The organism is Providencia sp. UF-224 (genome assembly GCF_058245955.1).
In genome coordinates, this window is record NZ_JBSICC010000009.1 from 58,452 (window position 1) to 73,743 (window position 15,292).

Annotated in this window: 10 protein-coding genes; 6 read left to right on the forward strand and 4 right to left on the reverse strand. The window is 42.7% G+C overall.

Annotated elements, in window-relative coordinates; all coding sequences use genetic code 11:
- Positions 1 to 207: 207 nt before the first annotated feature.
- Positions 208 to 1,824, forward strand: a complete 1,617-nt coding sequence (locus tag AC4IFO_RS10725; RefSeq protein ID WP_490734204.1) for a sigma 54-interacting transcriptional regulator — start codon at positions 208 to 210, stop codon at positions 1,822 to 1,824.
- A gap of 282 nt (positions 1,825 to 2,106) precedes the next feature.
- Here the strand turns inward: AC4IFO_RS10725 and fdhF are convergent, their stop codons facing one another.
- Together fdhF and AC4IFO_RS10735 are read right to left on the reverse strand one after the other, a co-directional pair.
- Complete coding sequence (gene fdhF / locus AC4IFO_RS10730) at positions 2,107 to 4,254, reverse strand: formate dehydrogenase subunit alpha (RefSeq protein WP_273803485.1); 2,148 nt, start codon at positions 4,252 to 4,254, stop codon at positions 2,107 to 2,109.
- 185 nt (positions 4,255 to 4,439) lie between these two features.
- Positions 4,440 to 5,261 (reverse strand): LysR family transcriptional regulator, encoded by an 822-nt coding sequence (locus AC4IFO_RS10735; protein ID WP_273803486.1) that lies wholly within the window; start codon positions 5,259 to 5,261, stop codon positions 4,440 to 4,442.
- 109 nt (positions 5,262 to 5,370) lie between these two features.
- Here AC4IFO_RS10735 and AC4IFO_RS10740 point away from each other — a divergent pair, with 109 nt between their 5' ends.
- Both AC4IFO_RS10740 and olsF read left to right on the forward strand, forming a co-directional pair.
- Positions 5,371 to 6,102, forward strand: a complete 732-nt coding sequence (locus AC4IFO_RS10740; protein WP_490734207.1) for an SDR family oxidoreductase — start codon at positions 5,371 to 5,373, stop codon at positions 6,100 to 6,102.
- Between the two features lie 97 nt (positions 6,103 to 6,199).
- The gene (gene olsF / locus AC4IFO_RS10745) at positions 6,200 to 7,900 is read left to right on the forward strand and encodes a bifunctional ornithine lipid synthase OlsF (RefSeq protein WP_490734386.1); all 1,701 of its coding nucleotides are present in this window, start codon (positions 6,200 to 6,202) and stop codon (positions 7,898 to 7,900) included.
- Between the two features lie 56 nt (positions 7,901 to 7,956).
- Here the strand turns inward: olsF and pgtP are convergent, their stop codons facing one another.
- Positions 7,957 to 9,336: a phosphoglycerate transporter PgtP gene (gene pgtP / locus AC4IFO_RS10750; protein ID WP_490734209.1), complete on the reverse strand. Its 1,380-nt coding sequence runs from the start codon at positions 9,334 to 9,336 to the stop codon at positions 7,957 to 7,959.
- A 525-nt stretch (positions 9,337 to 9,861) separates the two neighbouring features.
- Between pgtP and AC4IFO_RS10755 the strand changes: the two genes are divergently transcribed.
- Genes AC4IFO_RS10755 through pgtA form a run of 3 tightly spaced genes read left to right on the forward strand, consistent with a single transcriptional unit; the run spans position 9,862 to position 14,343 of the window.
- Positions 9,862 to 11,100 carry an ABC transporter substrate-binding protein gene (locus AC4IFO_RS10755; protein WP_490734388.1) on the forward strand — a complete coding sequence of 413 codons (1,239 nt, stop codon included), beginning with the start codon at positions 9,862 to 9,864 and terminating at the stop codon, positions 11,098 to 11,100.
- A complete protein-coding gene (pgtB, locus tag AC4IFO_RS10760; protein ID WP_490734211.1) occupies positions 11,097 to 13,103 on the forward strand; it encodes a two-component system sensor histidine kinase PgtB in 2,007 nt (668 codons plus the stop codon). The genes AC4IFO_RS10755 and pgtB overlap by 4 nt, the downstream gene beginning before the upstream one ends.
- Positions 13,096 to 14,343: a two-component system response regulator PgtA gene (gene pgtA / locus AC4IFO_RS10765; protein WP_490734213.1), complete on the forward strand. Its 1,248-nt coding sequence runs from the start codon at positions 13,096 to 13,098 to the stop codon at positions 14,341 to 14,343. The genes pgtB and pgtA overlap by 8 nt, the downstream gene beginning before the upstream one ends.
- Positions 14,344 to 14,415: 72 nt before the next feature.
- On the opposite strand, the gene AC4IFO_RS10770 is transcribed toward pgtA, so the two are convergent.
- Entirely contained in the window at positions 14,416 to 15,240 is an 825-nt protein-coding gene (locus AC4IFO_RS10770; protein ID WP_490734215.1) for a MetQ/NlpA family ABC transporter substrate-binding protein, read from the reverse strand.
- Positions 15,241 to 15,292: the final 52 nt, after the last annotated feature.

A 15,292-nucleotide genomic window follows, 5' to 3' on the forward strand; every position in this document is an offset into this window, starting at 1 on the left:
TAATGACGAAGCTTAATATTGATTCGTTATATAATTATATATATTACAATTTAATTTACAGGGTAAAAATAGGGGATTGGATCAAAGTTAAATCAGACAATGATATTATTTTTCTTTAGAGTCATTACAATAATCTTATTTGGTGTCGTATTGATGTTTAATTATATCAATGGCCATTAGTTTGAGTGTTTATAACATCTCAAGGAAATGATTAAAAAGAATGGGGTATTTGTGGGGATCACTGAAAGTAATGAACGTATACGCCATGAACGCGACCAATATCGAATACTGGTAGATATTACTAATTCCGTTTTATCACATTTAGAAATGGATGGATTAGTTGCCGAAGTTTCCCGAGAAATTTACCGCTTTTTTGGTATTCGCCAAATTAGTATTGCCCTGTGTGATAATTATAGCTCGGCGGTATACCTTTGTTATTCAAGTCATCACCGCCGCGGAAAACCCGTTGAAAAGAGCCAATACCACTTAAATGAATTACACCCTGATTTAACGCAAGTGCTTGAAAGTAATCAGTCTATGCGCTTGACCCTTGACCAATCAACCCAAGACCCGCTATACCAGCACCTATGTGCCCAAGGAATGACAGAGACGTTTTTATTACCGTTGGCATTTAACCACAAACCCCTTGGCGTTTTAGTCTTATCCCACGAAGATACCCGCATTTTTACCGATGATAACTGCAATTTACTCAAACAGATTGCGGCGCGTTTTGCTATTGCGGTGGATAATGCGGCGGCGTACGGTGAAATTACTCGCTTAAAAGACAGTTTGAAAAATGAAAACCTCTGGCTCAATGAGCAAATTCACGGCAATGAAAGTTTTAGCGAAATCATTTTTCAAAGTGCAGCTATGCGTAATGTGCTCGACCAAGTGGATTTGGTGGCGCGCAGCGACAGTACCGTATTGATTTTAGGGGAAACGGGAACAGGTAAAGAGTTAATCGCCCGTGCCATTCACCGGTTAAGTGACCGACATCGTCGCGCAATTATTAAGATGAACTGTGCGGCTATTCCGTCTGGTTTGTTGGAAAGTGACTTATTTGGTCACGATAAAGGCGCGTTTACTGGGGCAACCACTACGCACATCGGCCGTTTTGAAATGGCGGATAAAAGCACGCTATTTTTAGATGAAATCGGCGATATGCCATTGGAATTACAACCAAAATTACTCCGTGTGCTACAAGAGCGTGAAATAGAACGTATCGGTGGCAACAAAGTTATTCCTGTGGATGTACGGCTGATTGCGGCAACGAACCGTGACTTAAAGGGCATGACGGATGAGCGTGAGTTCCGTGAGGATCTGTATTATCGGCTGAATGTGTTCCCGATTATTATCCCGCCGCTACGTGAAAGGCCTGAAGATATTCCACTACTTGCCACCCATTTTACGCAAAAAATTGCGCAGCGTATGAACCGTAAAATTGAGTGTATTCCCCGTGACGCACTGGCACAGCTATCGTTGTATCCATGGCCGGGTAATGTCCGTGAGTTGGAAAATGTCATTGAGCGGGCAGTGATTTTAACTCGTGGAAATACCTTGAATTTACAACTGCATGAACTCAATATCCCAAAGCCTTCACGCCTTAAAAATGCCTTTGAAAAGCCCAGCGCCATAGAAAAACGCATGCAAACCGCAGCCCCCGAAAGCGATGACGAAGAACGGGATAGAATTATTGCGGCGCTACGAGCGACAAACGGTGTGGTTGCTGGGGCGAGGGGGGCTGCAACGCGCTTAGGGTTAAAACGCACCACATTATTATCACGTATGCAGCGGTTAGGGATCTCGGTTCAGGATTTATTCTGATTTTTTATTTTTTGATTATATTTATCAGGCTGATTATCGTTATTTTCATATAATGGATAGTAATATGAAAATAAATAATAATTGTCTTAATGAAATTAATTATTATTTATATTTGAAGAGCGCGACTGAGATTAAATTTATTCAAATATCATTTAATTTTTTTGAAATCAGACTGAATAACAAATTATCAATATTTTATTAATATACACATTATTAGTTAATCAAATAAAAAAGCCAATGGTTTGATTGAAACCATTGGCTTAATTGGTTATTTAACGCAAATTAAAGGCCTTCTGCCGCCTCACGTAACCGACGTTTAATCCCTGTGTATTCCTGAACAACGAAATACTCGGCTTTTTGTTGGTCCGCAATAGGCTCAACCCGTACTGCACAGTACTTATATTCAGGGGTTTTGGTGATTGGGCTGAGGTTTTCTGCCACGAGCTCATTACAGGCACCAATCCACCACTGATAAGTCATGTATACCGCGCCTTTATTAGGTCTGTCACTGATATTGGCTCGGGTAATAACTTTACCTTGCCGTGATGCCACCCAAACCAGCTCTTGGTCTTTAATCCCCAACGCTTTTGCATCTGCGGTATTGATTTGCACAAAACCGGGCTCATCCGCTAATGCTGCCAAGGCTTTGCAGTTACCCGTCATTGAGCGGCAAGAGTAGTGACCCACTTCGCGCACTGTTGCTAACACCATCGGATAATCCGCGCTAACTTGGTCAATCGGTGGGCGCCAATCGCAGGTAAAGAATTGCCCTTTGCCATTTGGCGTGTCGAATTGACCACCTTCGTACAAATATTCCGTGCCGGGGCTGTCTAATGTCTTACACGGCCATTGAATATAGGCTAAGTCCGCCATTTTTTCATAGGTCGCGCCATAGTAAATCGGGCACAATTCACGTAACTCATCCCAAATTTCTTTGGTGTTGTTGTAGTGCATTGGGTAACCCATGGCCGTTGACATTAAGCTAATGATTTCCCAGTCTGTTTTCACGTCACCGACAGGCTCGACCGCTTTATAGAAGCGTTGGAAACCACGGTCAGCGGCGGTGTACACACCTTCATGTTCCCCCCAAGACGTGGCAGGGAAAATCACGTCGGCAATGGACGCGGTTTTGGTCATAAAGATATCTTGGACAATCAACAACTCGAGCTTATCGAAAGTACGGCGGATAGTGGCAAGGTCAGGCTCCGTTTGTAGCGGGTCTTCCCCCATCACATAGTGAGCTTTTAACACACCTTCATCAATAAAGTGTGGTACTTCGCTCAGGGGAATACCGTTCTCTGCTGGCATACTTTCAATGCCCCAGAATTGAGCAAATTTTTCCAGTGCAGCGGTATCCGACACATACTGGTAGCCGGGCAGGGTATTTGGCAGTGCGCCCATATCGCAGGCGCCTTGTACGTTGTTTTGACCCCGAACAGGGCCAACGCCAACATGCGGCTTACCTAAATTCCCTGTAAGTAGCGCAAGGCTAGTGAGGGATTGAACGGTTTCAACACCTTGATAGAACTGGGTGACACCCATGCCCCACAAAATCGTCGCGCTTTCTGCTTTGGCATACATGCGGGCCGTTTTGCGAATGTCTTCTGCTTTGATACCCGTGGTTTCTTCCACTGATTCAGGGGTATAAGGCGCGACTAAGGTGCGATACTCTTCGAATTTCTCAGTATGTGCATCAATAAACGCTTTGTCATACAAGTTTTCTTCGATGATCACGTGGGCAAATGCATTCAGTAACGCAATGTTTGACCCATTTTTCAAAGGTAAGTGAATATCTGCAATGCGCGCAGTTTCAATATAACGCGGATCGCAAACAATAATTTGAGCCCCTTTTTCTTTCGCTTTTAAAATTCGGCGAGCGACAATAGGGTGTGAGTCTGCGGCATTGTAACCGAAGACAAAAATGCATTTGGTATCCTCAATTTCGACAATTGAGTTGCTCATGGCGCCATTACCGACCGAACGCTGCAGACCTGCAACCGAAGGGCCGTGTCAGACACGTGCGCAGCAGTCGATATTATTGCTACCGACTGCCGCACGAACAAATTTTTGCATCACAAAGTTGGCTTCATTACCCGGGCCACGGGATGAGCCGGTCGTCATGATGGCTTTAGGGCCATATTTTTCTTTAATTGCCAGTAACCGAGAACTGGCAAATTCAATCGCTTCTTCCCATGAAACAACTTCGAGTTTGCCACCACGCTCACGACGGATCATCGGATTTTTTAAGCGAGGCGTTAATATTTTCGTATCGTGAATGAAGTCCCAGCCATAATAACCTTTTAGGCAGAGCTCCCCTTCATTGGTGTGACCATTTGCGCCCTCTGCGCCGATGATCTTCCCGTTCTCCACCTTCAGGTATATTTTACAGCCTGAGGCGCAATACGGGCAGACGGTGATGACTTTTTCCATCAACATTGCTCCTGTGTTTTTATGTAGCGGTCATTGCCGCCTTAACACTTAAGCTAATGCAGGGTTTATGCCAATTTTTAAGGTAAATTTATCGATATCTAACTGATTGAATTTATTGTTTTTGATGTGACCAAAGCTGTGTTGTGCCGTTTGGCAAACAGCGTGATCGTCAAAAATGTCGACGGCTATTGACGAGTTAAATGGTTGATAAGCTGCTCTACCGCAGGGGACGACAATGATTGGATGGCATAACACACGCCGATACGCCGTGACAGTGCATGGACAGGTAAAGGGCGGGAAACGATGTTTGCGTGTTCACTGGCAAGGGATTGCGGCACGATTGCCACGCCTAAGTTGAGCGCTACCAGACCAAGCGCGAGGGAAAAGGTGCTGGCATGGGCGGAGGGGGAATTTGCTGTCGCGCCGTAAATCGGTAAAAAACGCTGGTGCCAAGCAAGCTCAGGGCACATAACCCAACACAATCCGTGTAAATCAGCGGATGTCATGGTCTTTTTACTGGTGAGCGGGTGCTCTGGTGACATCGCTAAAACAAATGGCTCACTCGCGAGTGGAATAAACAGCTCATCCTCACAGCGCATTTCTTCGCAAGCAAGGCGGATATCTCCTTTACAGCCCGACTCCAAGGCAATTAATAAATGAAAATCAGGGTCTTGAATCTGTTTTAAGAAAGCACAAACATGCTGGTTAGCGATATCCTCTTCAATGCCAATTTGCAGAGGCTGGCGATTTTTTTCGCGTTTAAAGCTGCTTGCTAGAGTGTCTAGTTCAGCTACCATGCGTTGTGCGTGCGGGTATAAAATTCGTGCATCTTCAGTGACATCAACACCTCTTGGTAGGCGCTTAAACAGCTGGGTGCCTAAGCTATCTTCCAGCGTTTTGATCGTCGCTGAGAGCGCAGGTTGCGTGAGGAATAACCGCCGCGCAGCCGTGGTGATATTGCGTTCTTCGAAAACGGCGATAAAGGCGTGAAGTTGACGATAATCCATAGATTTTTTTGATGTCTGTGAGAAGAATAAACCATTTTAATGTAACTTTCGGATGAAATATAGTCTGCCCATGGTTTTAGATATCAATTAAATTTATATGGGATGCAATATGCAAAACGTAAAATCATTAGTGGTCATTACTGGTGCGAGTTCAGGCATTGGCCTTGCCACGGCAAAAATTCTGTCTAATGAAGGGCATGCACTTTTATTGCTGGCACGGCGCATTGAACCAATGTTGGCATTAAATTTACCTAACACGTTATGTAAGTCTATAGATGTTACGGATAGAACCGCCTTTGTGAATGCCATTAAAGAAGCAGAGGCGCAGTTTGGCCCGGTTGATGGCCTAATAAATAACGCGGGCGTTATGCTTTTAGGTGACATCACAAATCAAGACCCTAACCAATGGGATACTATGGTGGATGTGAATATTAAAGGCGTGTTGAATGGCGTTCATGCGGTTGCAGATGGCATGGTGGCACGTAAAAGTGGCACTATCATTAATATCAGTTCAGTCGCAGGGCGAAAAACCTTTCCAAACCATGTGGCGTATGTGGGCACTAAATTTGCTGTTCACGGCATTTCTGAAAATTTACGCGAAGAGCTTGCCCCGCATAATGTTCGTGTGATCACCATTGCACCAGGGGCGGTTGAAACAGAATTACTTAGCCACACGACGGATGAAGGGATTAAATCAGGCTACCAAGAGTGGAAAAAAGAGATGGGGGGCCTTGTGCTGTCAGCGGAGGATGTTGCCAATACTATTCGTTTCGCTTATCAACAGCCACAATCGGTGTGTATCCGTGAAATTGTCTTAGCGGCGACTCGCCAACAGGCTTAGTTTTCTATCGCTTCATCATTTTGTCATAAAACCGCCATCATGTTGTCACGCATCTGACTTAAGTTCGCAGTAACTCAGTTCGGATGGAGATAACATGATGTTTAGTGTCGATGCCTTACTCCACGATATATACCCACATCAAGCCCCACCTGCATGGAAGCGCAGTGTATTAAAACGCCTTCTTTTCGAAAAAGAATTTAGCCAATTTGCCCAAGATTACCCCCATTTGAAAGGGTTGGATCTTATCGAACAAGTTATTGAGCATTTCAATATTCGCTGTGAATTAATTGATGGTGATTTAGAAAATATCCCCGCAGAAGGTCCTGTTGTTTTGGTGGCAAATCACCCAATAGGCTCGTTAGATGGGCTAGCGTTATTACGCACCGTGGCAACCGTACGCCCTGATGTGAAAATCGTTGCAAACCAGTTTCTTAACTATATTGAACCATTAAAAAGCCTGTTTATTGCCGTCGATAATATCAGCAACCGCACCAATCGCCAGCAAGTGGAAGCCATGCAACAGCACTTGGACAACCGCGGGGCATTGATCGTATTTCCTGCGGGGGAAGTTTCGCGGCTCAGTAGTAAAGGCATTCGCGATAATCACTGGCGCACGGGTTTTTTACGCCTAGCAGCAAAAGCACGCGCCGCGATTGTGCCTATCCATATTCAGGGGCGAAATAGCCATTTATTCTATTTTGCCTCATTGATTTACAAGCCATTGTCCACGTTGATGTTGGTCAGGGAAATGTTCAAACAGCGGGGCAAAAAACTCAAAATTTGTATTGGGGGGCGCATTCCTTTTAGTCATTGGTATGATGGCCACACCAAAGCCCACGAGTTAGCAGAACGTTTTCGCCGCCACGTTTATTTATTAGGAAAGGGCAAAGAGGGGCTGTTTACCAGTGAAGCGGCAATTGCTTTACCTGAAGACCGACTTGAACTGAAAAAAGCCTTGGCAGCTTGTGAGCGTTTGGGCACATCACCAGATGGCAAAGCCATTTACCTTTATCAACGCCATCAAGAAGTCCGCTCGCCCATATTGCGTGAATTAGGACGGCTACGTGAGATTTCGTTTCGTGCGGTAGGGGAAGGTTCAGGCAAGCGCCGTGATTTAGATAGCTATGATGACGATTATTATCACTTAGTGTTGTGGGATGAAGATGAGCTCGATATCGTTGGTGCTTATCGTTTTATTCCTACAGAAAAGCAAATTGAAACCAAAGGGTTAGCGGGGATCTACAGCGCGAGTTTATTCCACTATGACGAAGGGATGCTTCCCATTCTTGCTCAAGGTATTGAGTTAGGTCGCAGTTTTATTCAACCGAAATATTGGGGAAAACGCGGGCTGGATTATCTGTGGTTAGGCATTGGGGCCTATTTAGCGAAATACCCCCAATACCGTTATTTATTTGGCCCCGTCTCCATTTCGGGCGCGATGCCGATTGCGGCGCGTGATTTATTGATCACGTTTTACCGCTTATATTTTTCTGCTGAACAGTCAATGGTGCAATCCCACAAACCCTATCCAGCCTCTCTACCGCAGGTGTTGGCGCAATTCGCCGGTGATAATTACCAAGAAGACTTGGTGAAACTCAAAAGTTTATTAAATAACATCGGATGTTCTATTCCGACGCTTTATAAGCAATACACCGAGCTGTGTGAGCCCGGTGGCGTGCAATTTATGGATTTTGGTACAGACCCATCATTCAATGATTGTATCGATGGTTTGGTGCTGGTGGATTTAACCAAGCTAAAACCAACACGTTATCAACGGTATGTTGGGGTACATCTGTAAATTTGAGGCATTCATCGTGCGTACTTATTTATGACGCACGATGAATAGGCTAAGGTTTATGCATTTGCTAACTGAGTAGGACGTAGAGCATCTTGGCGATTGCGCTCTAATTCTAATGCACCAAAGTGGGACAGGATACAGAAGATGATGCAGCAAACAATACCACCTAACAGTAAATAGAAGCCTGCGTGCCAGCCCATACGGTCAACAATGAAACCGAACAAACTTGTTCCTAACGTTGCGCCTAAAATATAGCTTAGGAACCCGCGTAAACCTACCGCTGAACCAACCGCAAAACTCGGTACAATTTCCATCGTTTGTACTGAAGCTAAGAACTGAGGCACGTAAATTAAGCAACCAACAATTGCCGCGAAGAAAGTCACTAGCGCAAGGGATTGGCTTTGCCAATAACCAATCAAGCAGAAGAAAATCAATACCATACACATAATAGCTAATGGCATTCTGCGGCCTTTAAACAGTTTATCTGTTAACCAACCCGCTAATAAGGTGGAAGGAATTGCGGCCCATTCGAAGAATAAGAAAGCCACACTCATTTGGTCTTTAGAGAAGTTTTTCTCTGTGAGCAAGTAAATTGGTAACCAGCTGATCACCCCAAAGCGCACCATATAAACGAACACATCCACGAACGAGATATACCATGCATTTTTATTTTTCAGTACATAAGTACAGAAAATTTGGAAGGCACTCATATTCTCTGGTGATTTGTCTTTCTGTTCGCTGGTGAGGAGGACTTGCTCTTCAGGCATCATTTTATCAAGGGCAGGCAAACCTTCTTGAACTGGGGTTCCTTTGCCTAAGATTAAGACTACGGCAGCAAATAGGATAGCGATAACAGCAGGCACCATATAACTGGCACTTTGCCAATGCTCTGTACCTAGTACAGCAAAGGCAGCACCAACTATCGGTGCGACGATACCACCACCGACATTATGGGAAATATTCCAAAAAGCACCGATACGACCTCGTTCTTTGCGCGGGAACCAATTGGCAATGGTAATGAATGAAGGGCCTACTCCCATTCCTTGGAATAAACCATTGAGAACAACAAAGCCAGCAAATAACCAAAAAGCGTTACTAAAACCCATGCCAAAGTTAACGATGGCACAGAGGATCAAACCAAATGCCATAAAGGCTTTTGGGCTAGCTTTATCAGCTAAACTGCTCATAACGCCTTTACTGATACCATAAGCAATTAACATGCAGCTGCTTAACATACCAATTTGCGTTGTGGTTAAATCTAAATTTTCTTTTAAATAGGGGGTGGATAGAGTGAAATTATTACGAACAATATAATAAGCTAAATAACCTAGAAATACACTGAGTAGTGCTTGAACACGATAACGTTTATATGTTGCGGACACGTCTTTGGATGCAACACTATTTTTTGCCGTAGCGGGTTTTAAAAATGACAGCATAAATTCACCTGTGTTAATAATATTAAAAAATTATTTTTTTGAATTTTTGTCGTTTTTTATTGTTGACCTGCTCATCATGTTCTTCTTTAAAAAATATCTCAATATCATGTATTTGAGTCAAATTTGACTCAATTTTAGAAAGGTAAGGGTCAATTTGACCCATGAATATAATTGACTTACTTTATTTTTATTCAGAATGTGGTGGCGGTTACATTAATGAGCTAATTAGGGGGACAATGAAAGAAAACGCGATAAACTTATCACTATTGTTTTATTTAATTATTGGTTTCTATTCCTCTTTCAGTCGTATTTCAGGATATTTAAGCATCCCAATAATTCACATAAATGATATTTGATTTTTTTTAATTATTTCAAAGAAATAAAAAATAAAGATAAAAGAGTGAAAAATGTCTCAAACACTTTTTTCGCCAAAATAAAAAGATTGTTACTTTCTTGATGTAAATCACATCTACTCACAGGGCTTAGGATCATCGTATGCAGAAAAAAATAATTCGACTTAAGGTGATGTTTTTAATATTGCTAATACCTATCATAGGGTTAACTTTCTCGAGTCGTTTAGCTGCTCTGCAAAATGACGAACTGGTGATTGCTACAACGCTCTCCCCTGAAGCCACTATCCATATTATGGAGAGCTGGAATGCCTTACCAGATTCAATACCCATTCGCACCATTAACCGAACAAGTGCCTCTTTAGAACGCTTACTTGATACTCAGGTAATGGAAAATGTGGATTTGGTTTTGACCTCTTCCCCAATGTTAATGCAGCATTTACAACAACATGACCGTCTAGCGACATTGCAAGATCCTCCAAATATTTCACAGAGCCTAGTACCCGCATCATTAAAAGGCACCGTGGCTGCGGTGGCATTTTCTGGCTATGGCATTTTTGCTAACCGCCATTGGATGGCAGAAAACCAATTACCGATCCCGAAAACATGGAACGAGCTAACCGATAGCCGTTATCAAGGCATGTTATTGATAAGTAGCCCATCGCGCTCAGATACTTACCACCTTATGATTGAATCGTTGTTACAACAGCGGGGATGGGATGAAGGGTGGCGGATCTTACTCAATGTCTCGGGGAATTTAGCGACCGTGTCATCGCGCAGTTTTGGCGTAGCAGATAAAATTAAAACGGGATTAGGGGGAGCGGCACCTATTATCGATAACTATGCTAACTTACTGCTCGGGGAACCTGACCTTGAGTTTCATTATTTGCCTGACTCAGTGACATTACCGACTTTTATTGCCATCACTCGCTATAGTTTGCATCAGGAAAAAGCCCAGCAATTTATCAACTTTTTGCTCAGTGAGCAGGGGCAAAAAATCTTGGCGGATAGCAATACAGGAAAATACCCAGTAACACCATTGCCAGACAGTGACCCACGTAAGGCGCAGCAGAGTCAGCTGTTAAATCAACCAAAACTGTTAGATGAACATTTAGTCTTAAAACGTCAACGCTTAGTTCAGCAATTATTTGATTATGCGATTACTTATCGTTTGATGGAATCTAAAGATGCATGGCGTGCGGTGTATATGGCGGAATCTCAGTTGAAAAAGCCATTACCTGAAGCGCGTGCGTTATTGACTGCGGTGCCAGTCTCTGAGGCAGAAAGCCGTGATCCAGAATATTACTCTCGCTTTGAGGATAGCAGCAAGGCTGAAGTGGAGTATATGCGCTGGCAGCGATTCTTTCAGGAACAGCAACGTCGTGCAATTGCCTATTTGGAAACGGTCAAATGAAGCGCTGGATTATTCATTATTTAGGCCTATTTAGCTTAAGCGGAATTTTGCGCAGTGCATTTATTGCGGTTACCTTTATGACATTAGTTGTCAGCGGAGCAAGTTTGTATGCATGGCACGAGCAAAACCAGCAAATTCGTTATGCTTTGGGTGATTATTTTCCACGTATTCAATCTTCATTTTTAATTGATGGGCAATTAAATACGTTAGTTGAAGAACTCAATGAATTTCTAAAAGCGCCCAATACTGGCACTCGGCTGCAACTGCGCAATCAAATTACCGACCATTTGAGTAAAATTGATGGAATCAATCAAAATTTAACTGGGCGTGATCATCAGCAGATTGCAGAAATCATTTCTGAAAGCCAAAACTTACTTTCTCAACTTGATAAAGCGCTCTACACGCTATTTTTAGCCAATGAAAAAGTGAATACGTTATCAGCGCGTATTAGTTGGCTGCATGATGACTTCAATACGGAACTGACATCGTTATCGCAAGATATTAGCTTACAGCAAGGGTCTTTATTAGATAAGTTTGAGCAAGAACCAAACCAAGCGAAAGCCTTGCAGAGCCGGTTGCGTAGTGTACAAAGCGAGCTGCAATTAATTTATACCTTGGCACGCTTAGAAGATCAGATTGTCAACGTATTGGTCAACCGACTCAAAAGCACACAAGATAATACTCCGCAAGGTACAAAAGAAGAAAATGATAGCTATATTAGGTATTTACACTACTTAAAAAGCAATATTGCAGGGAGTGAAGGAGCATTAAACCAGTATCCAAGCACTGTGACACTCTACCAAACTATCGATGAACTTCTCGATATTGGCTTATCTGAAAGCAAAATGGCGTCAGCGTTGCAAAATTACCAAAGTGCAAAAGCTGCGTTAGCAGAGATGACAACAGAAAAAGACCGAATTCTGGGGCGCTTTCGTAGCCAACTTGATTTGCAATTAGGTAACAGCCATTCGCAGCTACAGACTTTAAACCATCATTTATCGGACATTATGTCACTTAGTGGGACGGTGATTATTATTACCGCCTCATTAGCTTTATTACTGGCGGTATTATTTAACTACTTTGTGATCCGTTCGCGCCTCGTTAAACGTTTTAATTTGCTAAACCAAGCTGTTGTGAAAATTAGCCTTGGGGATCTAACCACGCAAATTCCAGTGGAAGGGCGTGATGAATTAGGGCGTATTGCGATGTTGCTGCAACGGACGCTCGATCAAATCAATCAGCAAAAATATCAACTAGAGCAAGAGATTAGCGATAGAAAAGTCATTGAGCAGAACTTAAGAACCACGCAAGATGAGCTGATCCAAACTGCAAAATTAGCCGTCGTTGGGCAGACCATGACCTCATTGGCACACGAAATTAATCAACCATTAAATGCACTATCCATGCATGTGTATATGGCGAAAAAAGCGCTGCAACGGGAAGATAATGCCGGTGTTATTGCTTCGCTTAATAAGTCGGAGTCATTAATTACGAGAATGGACGGGATTATTCGTTCATTGCGTCAATTTGCTCGTAAACGAGATCGTCAAGAGGTCTTACAACCTATTGATTTAATTATAAGCCTAAAAAGTGCGTGGGATATTTTATTATTGCAGCGCAAAACCCGTGAGGCGGCATTATATCTCCCTGAAAAAATTCCATTGGTGCTGGGGGATGAAATTGGTATTTCACAAGTTTTAGTGAACTTGTTAGTGAATGCATTGGATGCCAGTCCAAATCATGCTGCAATTACGATTGATTACAGCGAATTGGATGATGATTTAGTCTTGTATATCAGTGATAACGGTGAGGGATGGCCTCTCGCGTTGGCTGATTCATTAATGAAGCCATTTACCACCAGCAAAGAAATTGGCCTAGGAATGGGGTTATCCATCAGTTATTCGATTATGCAGCAATTAGGCGGAGAAATGCGAATTGCTTCGACGCTTAGCCGTAATGGGTGTGTCATTTTAAGTTTTAAGAAGGTACAAGAACATGCTTGATGATAATAACGATATTTTACTCATAGATGACGACAAAGATGTGCTTGAAGCTTATTGCCTGTTGCTTGAGCAGGCTGGTTATCGCGTATTCAGTTGTGATGATCCATTAGCGGCAAAAGACCTTGTTCATCGAGACTGGTGTGGCATCGTTTTGAGCGATGTCTGTATGCCCAATTGTTCAGGGATTGAGCTAATGAGCCTATTCCTTGAAAAAGATAAACATTTACCTGTTTTACTGATCACAGGCCACGGTGATGTACCGATGGCGGTTGAAGCGGTTAAATTAGGCGCATGGGATTTCATTCAAAAGCCGATTAACCCTGAATATTTGTTGTTGGAAGTCGAAAATGCCCTGATGGCACGTAAACAACGGGTTACTCAACGGCGTTGGGGGCAAAAACAACTGACTCTCAATTTTGTGGGACAAAGTGAGTGGACGCAGCAAACTCATCAACAATTACAAGGGTTAGCCGAAACGCACGCCGCGGTGTTCTTTCATGGGGAATTAGGAACTGGACGGGTTTATTTGTCCCGTTATCTGCACCAGATAAGTACTAATCGAAGCTCACCTTTGGTGATCAAAACCTTATTGAATGAGCAAGAGACACCTTTAGATATGTGGTTGGGTGAAGTTGCAGATGGCACTTTAGTTATTAAAAACATTGAATTGATGCCATTGACTCAACAACGTTTTTTAGCTCAGCATCTTCAGCAAGAGCATCGTCAATTTCGCTTAATTGGTATTTCAGAAACGCCATTAATCCAGTTAACCAAACAGCAAAAACTGATAGCTGAGCTCTATTATTGTTTTTCAATGACACAAATTAATTGCCTACCATTATTACAAAGAAAAGCCGATATTGCGCCGCTATTTGAGCATTACCTTGAACTGGCGTGTACTCGGTTGAATTTACATTTCCCTGTACTTGATGACGCCTTTATTAAAAAACTAACGCGCCGTCATTGGCCTGGTAATGTGGGTGAGTTGGCAAATGCCGCTGAACTATATGCGGTTGGTATTATGCCAATGGGGGAAACTGCGAATCCACTTTTGGCATCCGTTGTACCTACTGCATTAGATCAGCAAATTGAAAATTATGAACGACAAATTATTACCGAAGCGCTCAACATTCATCAGGGGCGAATTAATGACGTGTCGGAATACCTGCAAATGCCACGGAAAAAATTGTATTTGCGCATGAAAAAATACGGCTTGGATAAGCACCACTACCGAACTTAGTCAGAACAAAAAAGGTGTTGAATCGATATTTCCATTCAACACCTAAATTCAAGCAGTTATTTGATAAATGGCTTAAGGAACGGGTACTGCCTCACCCTTATAATTATCTAAAATAAATTTCTTCGTTTCATCACTTTTCAGTGCAGCCATCAGTTTTGTAATTCGCGGGTCATTTTGGTTCTCTTCACGTGTCACCACCACGTTAGCAAATTTGCTGTTAGCCGCAGGTTCACTGTAAATGACGTCTTTCGTTAAATCCAAACCTGCATTAATCGCAAAATGGCTATCAATTGAGGCGACATCAGCCTCGCCATTTTTATAAATTTGCGGCATTAATGGCGCATCATAGGTAAATAAAAACTGTAAATTACGTGGGTTTTCAACAATATCGTCAATGGTTGCATCATCAGGGTCAATACCATTGCGTAACTTAATTAAACCTTCATCTTGGTACAGTTTTAGAATATGACCATGTTGGGAAATATTATTACTGCTCAGTACTTTTGCTCCATTGGGTAAATCTTGCAGGCTTTTGTGTTTTTGCGAGAAAAAGCGGTACGGGTGCATATGCACAGCCCCAACAGACACGAGTTTCCAATCAGGGTGGTCTGCTAATGTTTTATTTAAATATGGCACATGCTGGAAAAAGTTTGCATCCAGTTCTTTGTCTGCCAGTGCTTGGTTCGGAATAATGTAATCATTAAACACGCGGATATCTAAATTAATCCCGTCTTTTTCGAGCTGTGGTTTGACGAATTCTAATATTTCCGCATGGGGTGTTGAAGACGCGCCAATCGTTAGTTTATTACTTTTTTCTTGTTGGTCTGGTTGGCAAGCAGTGAGTGCTAAACTGGTAATTAATAATGCCCCGAAACGCGTTAGTAATGATAATTTCATATTGTTATTCCTAATTAGCTGAGTGTAGATAAAATTAATAATTTGTTGGCCT